The 15,157-nt window shown below is 43.5% G+C and carries 16 protein-coding genes and 1 riboswitch; of the genes, 12 read left to right on the top strand and 4 right to left on the bottom strand.

All coding sequences use genetic code 11. The features are described 5' to 3' along the window. Positions 1-443, bottom strand: a 443-nt coding sequence (locus ACN0V2_RS13055) for a sulfite exporter TauE/SafE family protein (RefSeq protein WP_417551259.1), incomplete at its 3' end; no start/stop codon positions are given. A 250-nt stretch (positions 444-693) separates the two neighbouring features. Between ACN0V2_RS13055 and ACN0V2_RS13060 the strand changes: the two genes are divergently transcribed. The 6 genes from ACN0V2_RS13060 (at position 694) to pnuC (ending at position 6,012) form a co-directional block, all read left to right on the top strand. Continuing rightward, positions 694-1,044, top strand: coding sequence for a hypothetical protein (locus ACN0V2_RS13060; protein ID WP_417551260.1), 351 nt, complete (start codon positions 694-696; stop codon positions 1,042-1,044). An 82-nt stretch (positions 1,045-1,126) separates the two neighbouring features. Beyond that, on the top strand, positions 1,127-2,047 hold the full coding sequence (gene cysB, locus ACN0V2_RS13065) for an HTH-type transcriptional regulator CysB (protein ID WP_417551261.1): 921 nt from the start codon (positions 1,127-1,129) through the stop codon (positions 2,045-2,047). Between the two features lie 87 nt (positions 2,048-2,134). Further along, a complete protein-coding gene (locus tag ACN0V2_RS13070) occupies positions 2,135-2,704 on the top strand; it encodes an SRPBCC family protein (protein WP_417551262.1) in 570 nt (189 codons plus the stop codon). Between the two features lie 112 nt (positions 2,705-2,816). Further along, a riboswitch (TPP riboswitch) is annotated at positions 2,817-2,922 on the top strand. Between the two features lie 61 nt (positions 2,923-2,983). Further along, on the top strand, positions 2,984-5,095 hold the full coding sequence (locus ACN0V2_RS13075; protein ID WP_417551263.1) for a TonB-dependent receptor: 2,112 nt from the start codon (positions 2,984-2,986) through the stop codon (positions 5,093-5,095). Positions 5,096-5,140: 45 nt separating this feature from the next. Further along, positions 5,141-5,398 (top strand): YkoF family thiamine/hydroxymethylpyrimidine-binding protein, encoded by a 258-nt coding sequence (locus tag ACN0V2_RS13080; RefSeq protein ID WP_014706177.1) that lies wholly within the window; start codon positions 5,141-5,143, stop codon positions 5,396-5,398. Next, complete coding sequence (gene pnuC / locus ACN0V2_RS13085) at positions 5,398-6,012, top strand: nicotinamide riboside transporter PnuC (RefSeq protein ID WP_417551264.1); 615 nt, start codon at positions 5,398-5,400, stop codon at positions 6,010-6,012. The genes ACN0V2_RS13080 and pnuC overlap by 1 nt, the downstream gene beginning before the upstream one ends. A gap of 5 nt (positions 6,013-6,017) precedes the next feature. Here the strand turns inward: pnuC and ACN0V2_RS13090 are convergent, their stop codons facing one another. Genes ACN0V2_RS13090 through mtnA form a run of 3 tightly spaced genes read right to left on the bottom strand, consistent with a single transcriptional unit; the run spans position 6,018 to position 8,637 of the window. Beyond that, a complete protein-coding gene (locus tag ACN0V2_RS13090; protein ID WP_417551265.1) occupies positions 6,018-6,905 on the bottom strand; it encodes a phosphotransferase in 888 nt (295 codons plus the stop codon). Further along, entirely contained in the window at positions 6,899-7,573 is a 675-nt protein-coding gene (locus ACN0V2_RS13095; RefSeq protein WP_417551266.1) for an SDR family oxidoreductase, read from the bottom strand. The genes ACN0V2_RS13090 and ACN0V2_RS13095 overlap by 7 nt, the downstream gene beginning before the upstream one ends. 11 nt (positions 7,574-7,584) lie before the next feature. Then, positions 7,585-8,637: an S-methyl-5-thioribose-1-phosphate isomerase gene (gene mtnA, locus ACN0V2_RS13100; RefSeq protein WP_417551267.1), complete on the bottom strand. Its 1,053-nt coding sequence runs from the start codon at positions 8,635-8,637 to the stop codon at positions 7,585-7,587. A 37-nt stretch (positions 8,638-8,674) separates the two neighbouring features. On the opposite strand from mtnA, the gene ACN0V2_RS13105 reads away from it, so the two are divergent. From ACN0V2_RS13105 to ACN0V2_RS13130, 6 genes are all read left to right on the top strand, one after another. After that, on the top strand, positions 8,675-9,994 hold the full coding sequence (locus tag ACN0V2_RS13105) for a TRZ/ATZ family hydrolase (RefSeq protein WP_417551268.1): 1,320 nt from the start codon (positions 8,675-8,677) through the stop codon (positions 9,992-9,994). Next, positions 9,991-10,692, top strand: a complete 702-nt coding sequence (gene ubiG, locus ACN0V2_RS13110; protein ID WP_417551269.1) for a bifunctional 2-polyprenyl-6-hydroxyphenol methylase/3-demethylubiquinol 3-O-methyltransferase UbiG — start codon at positions 9,991-9,993, stop codon at positions 10,690-10,692. Before ACN0V2_RS13105 ends, ubiG begins: the two co-directional genes overlap by 4 nt. Continuing rightward, positions 10,692-11,351 (top strand): HAD family hydrolase, encoded by a 660-nt coding sequence (locus ACN0V2_RS13115; RefSeq protein ID WP_417551270.1) that lies wholly within the window; start codon positions 10,692-10,694, stop codon positions 11,349-11,351. The genes ubiG and ACN0V2_RS13115 overlap by 1 nt, the downstream gene beginning before the upstream one ends. Beyond that, positions 11,342-12,628 carry a DNA recombination protein RmuC gene (locus tag ACN0V2_RS13120; RefSeq protein WP_417551271.1) on the top strand — a complete coding sequence of 429 codons (1,287 nt, stop codon included), beginning with the start codon at positions 11,342-11,344 and terminating at the stop codon, positions 12,626-12,628. Before ACN0V2_RS13115 ends, ACN0V2_RS13120 begins: the two co-directional genes overlap by 10 nt. Then, a complete protein-coding gene (hpnC, locus tag ACN0V2_RS13125) occupies positions 12,618-13,511 on the top strand; it encodes a squalene synthase HpnC (protein WP_417551272.1) in 894 nt (297 codons plus the stop codon). The genes ACN0V2_RS13120 and hpnC overlap by 11 nt, the downstream gene beginning before the upstream one ends. Before the next feature lie 150 nt (positions 13,512-13,661). Next, on the top strand, positions 13,662-14,750 hold the full coding sequence (locus ACN0V2_RS13130) for an endonuclease/exonuclease/phosphatase family protein (protein WP_417551273.1): 1,089 nt from the start codon (positions 13,662-13,664) through the stop codon (positions 14,748-14,750). Positions 14,751-15,157 lie beyond the last annotated feature (407 nt).

Consider the following 15,157-nt stretch of genomic DNA (forward strand, 5'->3'; position numbering starts at 1 on the left):
TCATCCTGTCGTAAACGATACAAATAGTTCACAAAAGGGTGGCCTTTGCGTGCTTTCATAATACCTGTCAGCCAATTTTTCAGCAGTAAAGCACTTGACGTTAAAATCAATGCGACACCAAGTGCAACCGTAATCAGCTCATTGTGCTTTCCTTCATGAACCCCGGTTGCACTTAGAAACCATAACGTTAGCAACGTGGCCGGAAGACTACCCGCTGCAAGCCGCCATACCACACGCCAATGCACCACACCATGTCGCCAATAAGCCCAAATACCGCCAGCTTTGGTGACCGCAGCAAACAATAAATCCGTTCCCACTGCGATAGCAGGTTGAATGCCAAACCCAAAAATCAGGATTGGAGTCATTAACGATCCACCACCGACTCCTGTCATACCGACCATAATGCCTACACCCAGGCCTGCCAGCAAATAACCCCATTCCATTAATAAATTGACCTTTAACCTGCTTTATTGGCAGCAAGTTTACCAGCTGGCAATATTCAATCAATGAATATTATTTTCTATCTATATTCATTTTTAATATAAGCGTGATTCCCCATTAACTTTATCTTTTTTCCGTATTGTTAACATGGCCTTAACCTGACCAATAACACACTCATAAATGTTCACATTTCTTTCACGGTGTTTAGACGATGCTCTAACCCTAATCACACTCTTGGATGAGAGGCTGAAGATGACAACTTATCGAGTTTTGTTAGTTATAACAGCAGCATGTTCTGCATTAATAACAGCTGTATTGATTAACCCTGCCAATTCAAATGGATATATTGAACCGGTGCAAAATTTTCTACCACCAGCATTGATGCAAGCTCCAGATACTTCTGATAACGAAGTTATCGAAAACGCCGAACCATTAACTTTGGCACTAAAAATTTGCACACATTTTAAATGCGAATACCTTGACTTGTCTGACACGGAAAATTACTTAATCGTCGAAAATGAATCTCCATCAGAAAGCAGTCAATATCAAACCACTGTTCCATTACAACTCCCACAAAGGGGAGTCCCGATTATTGAAATGTAAGATGAAATGATTCACTTCATTGATTTTTTATCAGAATAGTTAATATATTTAAAACAACAAATAACACAAACGGATATAGCCGATGAAGTTGCAACAATTGAAATATGTCCGCGAAGTGGCAAGGCGGGGTCTTAGTATATCTGCAGCAGCTCAAGCACTACATGCTTCTCAACCTGGCGTAAGCAATCAAATTCAGTTACTTGAAGATGAACTAGGTTTACTTATCTTTGAGCGCCATGGAAAACGTTTGTCTGCGATAACTCCTTTGGGCGAATCAGTAATTGCTATGGCTGAACGTGTTTTACAGGAAGTGGACAACCTGCGTGAGCAGGCGGCAGATAGTCGTCACGAGAAAAAAGGTACACTTTCTATCGGTACTACGCATACTCAGGCTCGATATGCTTTACCTAAAGCTATTAAGGCTTTTTCTGAACAATATCCGGATGTGCATCTCAACATGGTGCAAGGCACGCCACCCGAAGTGGCAGAGATGGCCGCAACTGGAAAAGTGGATTTGGCCATTGCCACCGAAGGCTTATCAAAATTTGATAATCTGGCTATTTTGCCTTGCTATGAATGGAATCGTACGGTGATAACTCCACCAGGGCATCCACTCATGAATGAAAAAAAACTCACTCTTGAAGCGATTTCACAATATCCAATATTGACCTATGTGATGGGCTTTACCGGTCGCGCCCAACAGGATCAGTCTTTTATTGAACGTGGTCTTAAACCTAATGTCATTTTTACTGCCACGGATGCCGATGTCATTAAAACCTATGTTGAACTTGGGCTTGGGATTGGAATTATAGCCAGCATGGCCTTTGACCCCGCAAAAGACGCACCTTTACAGTCATTGGATGCCAGTGGTTTATTTAAACCAAGTACGACACATATGGGAATTCGTAAAGGCAGTTATCTTCGGGGCTACAGTTACGCTTTTATTGAGTTTTTTGCTCCCCATCTTCAACGTTCAACGATTCAGAACGCTATCGCATTGTGAATTTTTCCCTTTAGGATTTCGGAATGTAATGGTAGTTTAACCGGGCTAAACTCTGGCATTACACATGAAATATAAGAAGGAAATATAATGAAAGCTGTATTAAAAGTCCTGTCTACAGGCTTATTCCTGTTACCTGCGTTGGTATTTGCTCATGGCGCTTCACGTTTGCAAGTTGAAGAAACTGTTTTGATCAATGCTGATGCTGAAACCGTCTGGAACATGGTTAAAGATTTCGACAGCCTGCATAAATGGCATCCAGCCATCATTTCTACCGAGGCATCAGGTGGTAATGAACCAGGTGCAACACGTACTTTAACACTGAAAAATGATTCGACTATCAATGAAACTTTGAAAAAATTTGATGATGAATCTATGAGCTATATGTATGAAATCGATTCAATGAGTTCTGTTGGACAAGTCGATATCGACGGTGAAATGTATGATATTCCAGCTGTTCCAGTCAGCAAATATAAGGCTTGGGTAACGGTTGAAGCTGAAGGCGATCAAACCAAAGTTACCTGGTTAGCTAAATTTTTCCGTGGCTACACTGGTAACCACCATGAGCCTAAAGAGTTAAATGACGAAACGGCGACCAATGCCATTCAAGGTATTTTCCGTTCAGGTCTGGACACAGTAAAAGCTAAAATCGAAGATTAAGTTATCCATCATTCGAACATTAAGGCGTCTTCGGACGCCTTTTTTGTATCTGCTAAATGATATTAATGTTGGGAAAACGGCACTTTTTTCTGTATATTTCACTTACTTGCTAATACAAGCCTCGGGGTGGTCGAAAGGCCTGAGATTCACCAGTTGGTGGAGACCCGATGAACCTGATCCAGATAATACTGGCGTAGGGACAGGCGGCAACACCTTCTTGCTAGATCAATGCAAATGGCGTGATCCCCTGTTCTTTTTATGAATTTAAAAAGGATAGTCATGAAACCCACCCTGCTTTCCATTGCAGTCACCAGTGCCCTTTTCTCTCCGGGCATCGTTGCTCAAACAACTTTAGAAAATACTGATTTACCCTCCATGTTGGTCAGTGCAGATTTCCGTCCGGCGGAAGCTCAGGATATCCCGGTCAGTCTGACAACATTCGATGAAGACATTATTGAATCACGTAGCGCTCAGCATATTGAAGATGTGCTGAATCTCGCACCGAATGTAAATCTTTCCAGCGGCGCATCACGTGGTCAATTCTTTCAGATCCGTGGTATTGGTGAGCGCAGTGAATTTCTGGCACCACTAAATCCCTCGGTGGGTCTTTATATTGATGGTATCGATTTTAGTCGCAGTGGCGGCGCAGCCACATTATTTGATATTGAGAAAGTAGAAGTATTACGTGGCCCACAGGGTACGTTGTATGGTGCCAATGCATTAGCTGGCGTTATCAATATGCAAAGCAAACAGGCCACCAATGATCTGGATATGAATTTTCAGTCCACCATTGGTAATTACAATACGCGCAGTGTCGGTGTAGCCGTGGGTGGCCCTATCATTAAGGACACATTACTGGGCCGTATAGCCTTGCATACCCATCGTTCAGATGGCTATATGGATAATGATTTTCTGGGTCGTGATAATACCCAAAACCAAGATGAGTTGACTGCTCGTGGACATTTGAAATGGCTGGTCAGTAATGACCTGACCATTGATCTGAATTTGCTGCATTTAAATATCGACAATGGTTACGACGCTTTCACCCTGGATAATAGCCGTAACAGTCTTTCAGATCAGCCGGGCAAAGACAAACAGCATACCAATGCCTTTGCGCTGAAAACTGACTGGCGTGCCAACAGTAAATTGCAGTTGCAATCGACTTTGACGTATTCCAAATCTGATTTGGAATACAGTTATGACGATGACTGGTCCTTCATGGGCCAATTTGATCCAAGCCTTGGACCCTATAGCGGTTTTGATCAATACAAAAGAGAACGTGAAAATTATTCATTTGAATTCCGGACTTTATCCAATGAAGACGGCCGTATTTTTGGAAATACAACTGATTGGTCTGTCGGTGTTTATCTGGCCGATCAACGACAGGATCTTAAGCGTAAATACTTTGATAATGATACTCCTGCAGTATTTCCTCTGAATAATGTCTATGAAACCTTTAATAGTGCTATTTATGGACAGCTGGATACCGCATTAACCGATAAGCTGACATTAATTACCGGTTTACGCGTTGAACATTGGGACGCTGATTATGAGGATTCGCAAGGACTGGATTTGGATGACAGCGATGTGTTATTCGGGGGGAAAGTCGGTTTGAATTATCAGTTCCGTCCACAACACCTTTTATACACATCATTATCCCGTGGCTACAAAGCTGGGGGGGTTAACACGGAAGCAGATCTGGCGCCCGGCTTACGCAAATTCAATAATGAATATTTATGGAATCTTGAAGCCGGTATGAAATCACTATGGCTAGATGGCAGTCTGGTGACCGATATCACAGCATTTTATGGTTTGCGAAAAGATGCCCAGGTAAAAACCTCTGTAGGTGTGCCGCGCGACGGTGGTGGCACCCGTTTTATTGATTATCAGGATAATGCCGCGAAAGGCCGCAATATGGGTATTGAAGCAAGTGTTGACTGGTTGATCAATGAACGCTTAAGAACCTTTGCGGCAGTTGGTCTGTTGCATGCAACGTTTGACAAATACGACAACCCTGAACTGGATGAGTCGGGATTAAATATTCAGGGCAGAAGGCAAGCTCATGCTCCTGCCTACACATTCAGTGTTGGCAGTGAAGTCTATCTGACTCCGCAATGGACTCTACGCGCCAATGTTGAGGGCAAGGATGAGTTCTATTACTCCAACAGCCATAATGCGAAATCCAGTTCTTACGCCATTACCAATGCAAGTTTGCAGTACCAGCAGCAAAACTGGACATTTACCTTGTGGGGTCGCAATCTGTTTGATAAAGACTATTACTCTCGCGGCTTTTTCTTTGGTATCGATCCATCAGCTGGCTATGAAGATCGGGTTTATACCCAATATGCCGATCCCCGTACTTTCGGTATGACTGTATCTTACGACTACTAATTTAAAGGGGTGCTTTAGTGCCCCTCCTTTCTTAAGGAAACTATCATGCGAATTTCTGTAGATATCAGCCTTTATCCGCTGACAGAACAATTTGTCGAACCAATTCTGGCGTTTATTGCCAAGTTAGAAAACAATCCAAAATTGATCGTGCACCGTAATACATTAAGCACGCAAATATTTGGCGAATACCGGGATGTGATGGATGCGATGGACAGTGAAATTGAAGCCGTGTTTGCCCAAATGCCACATAGTGTTTTTGTATTAAAACTGATCGGTAATGATCGTCATCAAGTCAAAGACTGATGTCTGAATCAGCTTGGTGGGATATTACGCTAGCTGGACTGGCGTCTATGAGTGGCTGGGAAGTATTTGCCGCGCTGCTTGGCATAGGCTATATCCTGTTTGCTGCCCGTGAATCACAATGGTGCTGGCCATTAGCCTTTATCAGCACCATTATTTACACCATCCTGTTTTGGGAAAATCAGTTGCCGATGCAGGCACTGCTCAATCTGTATTACATCGGTATGGCAGTCTATGGATTTATTCTTTGGCATCGTCATGAAAACCAGACAGCAGAACTGAATATTCACAGCTGGCCGTGGCAATATCATCTGATCTTTATTGCCACTGGTGGCTTTCTCAGTTTAGTGTTTGGCTATTACCTATCAGCTCATGCTACGCAATATCCCTATCTGGATGCATTTGTGATGGTATTTTCGGTGATGAATACCTTACTAATGGCGCGTAAAGTGTTGGAAAACTGGCTGTATTGGCAGGTTATTAACAGCTCTGCGATTGTGCTTTATGCATTAACCGGCTTTTACGCCACTATCGTGATGTTCAGTATTTATCTGTTTCTCGCTATGGCAGGCTATTTCAAATGGCGTAGGTTATTAGCAGCCCAACATCAGACTTGAACTGTCTAACTAAACCGTAAGGGATGGTTGAGCCAGGAATTCAAATCTGTCTCACCTAAAACATTCATCAAAAATAGTAATAGTCGGTAAGGCAGCCGAACATTCGTAAGATCTGGGATGACCTGATAATTCTGATATTCAGCCACAAACTGTTCAGCCTGTGATTGATCCAGCAAATATTCAAGCAAAACAAATTCTAACGTTCTTGGACCATAGACAATCGCATCCAAATCGACCAATGCAGAAAGCTTGCCTTGCTGCATCAGAAACTGATCCCACCGCAAATCGGGCATTATCGGTACAAAGGTGTTTTCACAAAGTTGTTCGGCCTGTATCAAGGCCAGTTTTAAAACATTCTGATCAATTAAATGAATGGGTTGCTGAGCTAACAACTGCAAGGTGTTTTTAAGACGTAGCGGCCAATTTTTTGCAATGAATTCGGGTTGTTGCAAACTTCCCCATTGTGGATGTTGTTGCTGATGTAACAGGCCAAGATGTCTGCTTAAAGATTTAATCGTGTCATGAGTCACCGCTAACGCGTGCAAGTCATTACCGGGTAACCATTTGGTTAAAACAAAAGTGGATTCTTCAGCAGCAATAAATGGTGGAATGGCCAAAGGACTAACTTCTGAAATCTGTTGATAAACGTTGACGATGCTTGCCAATGATGTCGGAAAGTCGATGGCAAACAGGCTATTCATACCTTGCCAGAAAGTTGATTGATGAATATTGTAATGATCACACAATTTCAACACCATCGGCCCATCAACTGTGTCACAAAGCCACAGTTGATGGCTGCTGTCACTAAACTGGCTGGGAATTCTGCTTGCCGGTTTTAACAGTGCCGGCAAGTCTTGTTGCTGTTGTTCAGAAAGCGTTGGATAGTTTACCAAGGCAACACTTCACCATTCATATGCCAGAAAGTGCCAGTGTTCTCGATATTCAATTCTGCCATTCGATCCAAAAGACCTGACGCTGATTCATCAGCATCGATTAAACCGCCATGGCCGGTCATGTCCGTTCTTACCCAACCTGGATGCAAAATTCCCACAGCAATGCCTTTGGGTTTCAAATCAACTGAAAGCGATTTGCCAGCGGCATTTACTGCGGCTTTGGACATACGATAGGCATAACTGCCACCAGAGTCATTATCAGCGATAGATCCCATACGGCTGGTAATAATACCTACCTTACTACCCTCGGGCATATGCTTCACTAGCGTCTGAGTGGTTAACAAAGGACCCAGGCTATTGACTTCAAACATGCTCTTAAAGCTATCAATAGCATTGGAATCAATATCATTCAGGCCTAAACCAGCGGCAATACCAGCATTATTAATTAGCCAATCAATTTTGCGATCGCCAAGCTTTTCTGAAAGTGCTTTAAGACTAATAGGATCGCTTACTTCTACATCTTCAATGATTTCCACATCAAGCTCAGCCAAAGCTGGAGATCGATGACGACATGTCGCAATCACATCATAGCCACGAGCTTTTAATTGTCGGCATAATTCGAGCCCAATGCCCCGATTGCTGCCTGTTACCAGTGCGGTTTGTGACATATCTCTGCCCCTTAATTCTGCTTATGAAGGTTTTTCATTGTAGTCGTTGAGGGTGACAACACAACGCCTGCTTCGGTAACAATAGCGTTTATCAGCTCTGCGGGCGTGACATCAAATGCCGGATTGGAAACATTAACCTCATCTGGCGCAATTTGCTGGTTGGCAATATGGGTTACTTCGATTGAGGGCCGTTGCTCGATTGGAATTTGTTTTCCAGTTTTGGTTTGCCAATCAATGGTTGAAAGTGGTGCGACCACCATAATTTTCACCTGGTGATATTTCGCTAAAACGGCTAATGAGTAGGTACCGATTTTATTGGCCACATCACCATTGGCAGCAATTCGATCTGCACCAACAATAATCCAGTCAATTTCACCCGAAGCCATTAAAGCCGCTGCCGCAACATCGGCCTGTAAAGTACAGGGGATTTTGTCTTGCATTAATTCCCAGGCCGTTAAGCGCGCCCCTTGCAGCCAAGGGCGTGTTTCATCCACATAAACATGTTTTATTTTGCCGTCTGAATATCCCTGGCGTATCACCCCTAACGCAGTACCAAATCCGCCAGTCGCCAGTGCGCCAGCATTACAATGCGTTAAAACGATGCTGTCTGCAGCAATTAAATCTGCTCCCAGTTTCCCCATGGTTTGGTTCGCCGCAATATCCTGCTGATGAATGTGTATAGCTGCTTCCAATAATGCCTTTTCTGGAGAATAAGTTTCGGGCAGATTTACATACAGTGCTGTCATTTTTTCGATTGCCCAAGACAAATTCACTGCTGTAGGACGCGATGCTGCCAGTTTGGCGAGGGGCTCAAACATAGCCTGTTTCCAATTTACACCAGCCTTATTCCATGCTTCACGTGATGCCAATACCACCGCATATGCTGCCGTTACACCAATGGCCGGCGCACCTCTTACCACCATGTCCCGAATCGCATTAGTCACATCATCTGTATGCTCAAAACGGAGCCAGACCTTTTGTAAAGGAAGCAAACGTTGATCCAGTAAATGTAGCTGTTCTTCATGCCACTTAATCGGCTGAATCATTTCACTGATGCTTTGCACTGTGTTCTCCTGCTGATGGCGGTTATAATCGAACGCTATGAAAAACGTCGATCTGATCATTAATGCCCGCTGGTGTCTGCCGATGAAGGCAGAACAACTCGTTCTTGAAAATCATTCTATTGTCATCAATGAAGGCAATATTGTAGCGCTATTACCGCGAACTCAGGCGGAACAGCTTTATCAAGCTACTCAGACACAGGATCTTGATGAACATTGCGTGATGCCTGGATTAATTAATAATCATGGCCATACCGCTATGACATTATTCCGCGGTTTAGCCGATGATTTGCCTCTGATGACCTGGCTTAATAACCATATCTGGCCCGCTGAACAGCAGTTTGTTGGCGATGCTTTTGTGGAAGCCGGTTCTGCTCTGGCTATTGCCGAAATGATCCGTGGTGGTACCACCTGTTTCAGTGATATGTACTTCTTTCCCGAAGCAACTGCCCGAGTAGTCGATAGCAGCGGTATTCGGGCTAGTCTTGGTATGGTAGTTATTGAATTCCCCACCAATTGGGCAAAAGATGTAAATGAGTACTTACACAAAGGTCAGGCCTTACACGATAAGTATCGGCATCACCCGCGTATTACCACCAACTATGCACCCCATGCCCCTTACACGGTTTCTGACCAAACACTGCAAGCTATTATCATTAATGCCGAAGAACTGGATTTGCCAATCCAGATGCATATTCATGAGACCGCTGCTGAGGTCAATGACAGTGTAGCCCAGTATGGCAAGCGTCCTTTGGCAAGGCTTAAAGATTTAGGGCTGCTTTCACCGCGTTTGATTGCGGTACATATGACGCAATTAACAGAAGAAGAAATGGACTGGTGCGCCGAAGCGGGTGTTCACATCGTGCATTGTCCGGAGTCTAATTTAAAATTGGCCAGTGGCTTCACACCAATTGCCGAACTCATCAAGCGTGGCGTCAATCTCAGTATTGGTACGGATGGCGCGGCATCCAATAACGATCTGGATATGTTTGCCGAAATGCGTCAGGCCGCGATGTTAGCAAAAGGTGTGGCAGGTGATCCCAGCGTGGTGCCGGCTTACCAGGCCTTGCAGATGGCCACCATTAATGCAGCGAAATCACTGGGCATTGATTCCATCACCGGTTCACTTGAAATCGGTAAAGCTGCTGATATTATCGCTATCGATCTCAGCGACATAGAAACACAACCTTTTTATGATCTACCGTCACAATTGGTTTATGCCACTGGCCGGGATAAGGTTTCCGATGTCTGGGTGGCAGGCAAACAATTGTTGAAACAACGTCAATTGACCACGATGAACACACAGCATATCACTGCTCAAGCTCAACAATGGGCAACAAAAATAAGGTCTGTCTCATGACAAAACATAACGTCGATCCGGCTGAAGTCGCTAAATTCGATGCACTGGCATCAAGCTGGTGGGATCCTGAAGGTCAATCCAAACCGCTGCATGAAATTAATCCACTGCGGCTCGCGTTTATTAATGAAAGAGCTCAGTTGAAAAATGCCAAGGCAGTAGACGTAGGTTGTGGCGGCGGTATTCTCACAGAGGCTTTGGTCAGAAGCGGTGCAGAAACTATTGGCATAGATATGGGCGAAATGCCACTCAATGTTGCCAAACTGCATGCGCTGGAAGCTGGCCTGAAAATCAAATACGAACTGACAACCGCAGAAACCATGGCGGAAAAACATCCGGATGAATTTGATGTAGTGACCTGCATGGAAATGCTGGAACATGTGCCTGATCCACAGGCAATTATTAACGCCTGTGCAACAATGGTAAAGCCGGGCGGTGATGTGTTTTTCTCCACCTTGAATCGCAATCCAAAAGCCTACCTGTTAGCCATTGTCGGCGCCGAATATATTGCCAAAATGTTGCCCAAAGGCACACATGACTACGCACGCTTTATTCGTCCGGCGGAACTGGCACGTTGCTGTCGTGAAGCTGGTTTGCATGTATATGACATCACCGGTATCAGTTACAACCCGCTGACCCGTCGTTATAAACTCAGCAGAGATGTTGATGTTAACTACCTTGTTCATTGTAGAAAAATCTAGTGTTTATTTCTCCGTTTAATGTTGTGCTATTTGATTTAGATGGCACATTGGTCGATACAGCACCTGATCTGGGTTTTGCATTAAATACCCTGTTAGAACAGGAAGGTCATCAACCATTGGATCATGCACGAATTCGCCCGGTTGCCAGTCATGGTAGTGCCGGTTTGTTAAAACTGGGTTTTGGTATTGAAAAAGAAGATCCTGTTTACCCGACATTACAACAGCGCTTTTTAAGTCTTTATGCAGAAAATATTGCCCGCGAATCGGCTTTATTTATCGGGATGCAACAAGTGCTTGATGGTCTTACGGCTCAAGGCATTCGCTGGGGAGTCGTCACTAATAAACCGTCTTTTCTTACCATCCCGTTAATGGAAGCATTGCAATTAACCGATGCCGCAGCTTGTATTGTCAGCGCGGATACCACGCCATTCAGCAAGCCACATCCCGCACCGATGTTACATGCCTGTGAACTGGTTGATGCCAAACCAGTGGACTGTATTTATATCGGCGATGCAGAAAGGGATATACAAGCGGCACATAATGCTCATATGCGTTCAGTTGTGGCTTTATATGGATATATTTCCGAAACTGATGAACCGGAATCCTGGCAGGCTGACTGCATGATTAATCACCCACATGAGATTTTACAATGGATTTAAGTCCCGAGTTTTTCCTGCGACATCAGGACTTATTGATCGTTTTGTTGATTGGTATTTTGCTAGGCATCGTTATCGGTCTGTTTATCCGCAGTGGCAGAATTCGCACACTGGAAAAAAACATTGCTGAGCTGGATCTGACATTACAACTGGAACAGAAAAACAAACGCCAAATGGATGAGATTCTGTCTCAAACCCGTGAACAATTAGCCAATACTTTTAATCAACTTTCCAATGAAGCATTAACGCGAAATAACACCAGCTTTTTGCGACTGGCTGAAGAAAATCTGAAACGCTTCCAAAGTGAAGCCAAAGCAGATTTGGGCACTAAAGAAAAAGCCATTGAGCAAATGCTTAAACCAATCAATGAAGCATTGCAGCAAACCAGCAAGCAAATTCAGGAAATTGAAAAGGATCGTAAAGAGGCCTACGGCAGCCTGACCTCAACCATAGCCCAAATGAATTTAAGTCAACAACAGTTGCAGCAGGAAACGCAAAATCTGGTGCAGGCACTGCGCCGCCCTGAAGTACGGGGTCAGTGGGGTGAAATGACCTTACGCCGATTAGCTGAACTCAGTGGTATGGTCGCGCATTGTGACTTTTACGAACAGACACACACGGCCACCGAAACAGGTAGTATCCGGCCCGATATGATTGTTCGCTTACCGGAAAAACGCGAAATTATTGTCGATGCCAAAACACCGCTGGATGCCTATTTATCCGCTATTCAGGCCAAAGATGATCTCACGCGTAAACTGGAATTAAAACGTCATGCTCAAATCATTCGCGGCCGGATTAAGGAACTGTCCCGCAAAAATTACTGGGCAGAATATTCACAGTCTCCCGAATTTGTCGTGTTATTTATTCCTGGCGAACAATTCCTCTCCGCAGCGCTTGAAGTGGATCCTGCCCTATTGGAAGACAGCATGAGTCAGAATATTATTCTTGCTACCCCCACCAACTTTATCGCTCTGTTAAGAGCCGTTTCCTATGGCTGGAAACAACAGGCTTTAGCAGAAAATGCTGAAGTAATTCGTGAGTTGGGTGAAACCTTATATAAGCGGCTTTCGACTTTCGGTAATCATTTGTCTAGTCTTGGTAAAAGCCTGGGTATCAGCGTCAATCATTTCAATAGTGCAGTCGGCTCTCTGGAACGTCAGGTATTACCAGGGGCGCGTAAATTTACTGAAATGGGCATTAGCAGTAAAAATGAAATCACTGAACTGCCACCAATAGAACAAATGCCTAGGCCGGTGCAAAACCTTAGCGATGAGGAATAAAACAGAGTTAGATAAGGCCTATGCATTTTGTCAGAATATGGCGAAATCGCATTACGAAAATTTTCCGGTAGCTTCCATTTTATTGCCCAAAGCATTACGCCGCCCTATAGCTGTCATTTATGCCTTTGCCAGAACGGCTGATGATTTTGCCGATGAAGATAATATTCCGGCAGAAGACAGGTTACGATTGCTCAATGCCTATAGCCAGTATCTATCAGAAATCGCTGATCATTGTTATGTAGGTAATGATCCTATTTTTCTGGCACTACAAGATGTTGTGCACCGTTTTAAATTACCGATTCAATTATTAGAAGATTTGTTAATCGCCTTTAGACAGGATGTAGTTAAATCACGTTATACAACATTCAATGAAGTTCTCGACTATTGCCGGTTTTCAGCCAATCCGGTAGGGCGTCTTCTTTTGCATCTTCAGGGAACCCCGACTCAGCAACAGCTTCAACAATCCGATGCCATTTGTACATCACTGCAGTTAATCAATTTCTATCAGGATATTGTGCAGGACTTTAAAGAGCAGAACCGTATTTATATTCCTCTGGATGAGCTTTCCGATATTGGGATTGATGAAGCGAATTTAATTCAAGCTGACACCAGTATATTAGCTCCGTTACTTCGCAGCCTTTACCTGCGTACTGAACTGATTATGAGTGAAGGACTTGAACTTGGCTCATCTTTATCCGGTCGCCTAGGCTGGGAAATCAGGGCAATGACTCTAGGGGGACTAACAACCTTGTTATCATTGAAGCGACAACCTGATGGTGGGCTGTTAAGTCGTCCCAGGCTGTCACGTAAAACAATGACTTGGGTGATAATAAACAGTGCCTTAACAACGCGTTATAAACAAATCATTTTTCAGTTGTTATAACGGATTAATATTCCCCACCAAGCATGAACGTCTAATTACGCTTCCCACACCTTACATCGTGAAATATCCACAAAATGTATTTTACGGGTACCTATAAGCTCTTTTATGCTAACGTCATACAAGATCTAAACTGCGAACGTAGGATTCTTTTTGAACTTAATATATTTATTTACGCCATTAGTCGTTTTATTCATTGGTGTTTCTTTTCTCAGCTTATCGAACAATGAAAAATGGTGGATTCGTGTACACGATTTTCCACGAATACAATATGTTGTCATGGCTTTTGTATTACTTATCGCTGAGATTCTGTTCTTAGATTATTCCAAATTAAGTTTCTGGCTGTTGTTTATGCCAACGCTGTTGGTAGTTGCTTACCAGCTCTGGTGGATACTTCCGTATACAAGGCTTTACTCGACTGAAGTAGCCCAAACGCTTAATTTAGATAATGCAAACAGTCTCAAAATCATGACTGCTAATGTGCTGATGACGAATAAAAATGCTGAAAAGCTCATAGCATTAGTGAATGAAAATACTCCTGATATATTAGTGACCTTGGAAACTAATCAATGGTGGCAAACACAACTTGCAGTCATCGAAAGTGACTATCCTTATCGGATGAGTTGCCCACAGGAAAATTTATATGGCATGCATGTCTATTCCCGATATGTATTATCCGAATCTAAAACTGAATTTATGGTTGAAGATGATATTCCATCAATGCATACACTGTTAACTTTGCCATCTGGTCATGATATTCGCATCCATTTTCTCCATCCTGCTCCACCCAGCCCAACTGAAAACGAAGCATCATCAGAACGTGACGCTGAACTGATAATGGTTGCTAAAAGTGTCGCGGATGCCGATTTACCTGTAATTGTGACCGGTGATCTTAATGATGTTGCGTGGTCTACCACTACGCGCTTATTCCGCAAAATTAGTAAATTATTAGATCCGCGGATCGGTAGAGGAATGTTTAATACCTTTCATGCTGATTATTGGTTTATGCGATGGCCATTGGATCATCTCTTCCATACTGAACATTTCAAGCTCTATGATATCCGGCGTTTGCCACACTTTGGTTCTGATCACTTTGCTTTGCTAACACAATTGATATATACCGCTAGTTCAACTAGTAATTCAGGATCAGGCCTTGAGGCAGCTAAAGAAGATATAAATCTTGCTAAGCAAAAAATGGCTTCTGAGAATGTAAAAGAAAATGATGTTCCTAATCCAAGTTAGATAGACTTGTTAAAGTTGTTGTAGTTAACGTTAAGGATAAATATTTTGTTATCAAAAATAGTGTCAACATTTCTTGTATTTACATTTCTAATACTTACTGGATGCGGCCATCACAATAAACATGGTCATGTCCCACCGGGCCATGATCCTGCTGGGCCAGGCAATAGTGAAAATGCACCAGGCCACAATAAAGATAAGAAAAATTTAAATTAGATTGGATAAGGCCACCCTAAAAAAGTGGTTTGTGCTTTGACCTACTTTGATGAGATGCATCCCTGCATCTCGCCCTGCGGGCGCCTACCGGCGTCCATTATCGCTCCGGGCGATAATGTCACATGGGGGTTGCCATGCTCAAGTTAAATCACCACAAGTTTTGAATATAAAAAAAGCCCGGCGCTTTCGCGTCG

Source organism: Methylophaga sp. (genome assembly GCF_048266885.1).
Lineage (GTDB): Bacteria > Pseudomonadota > Gammaproteobacteria > Nitrosococcales > Methylophagaceae > Methylophaga.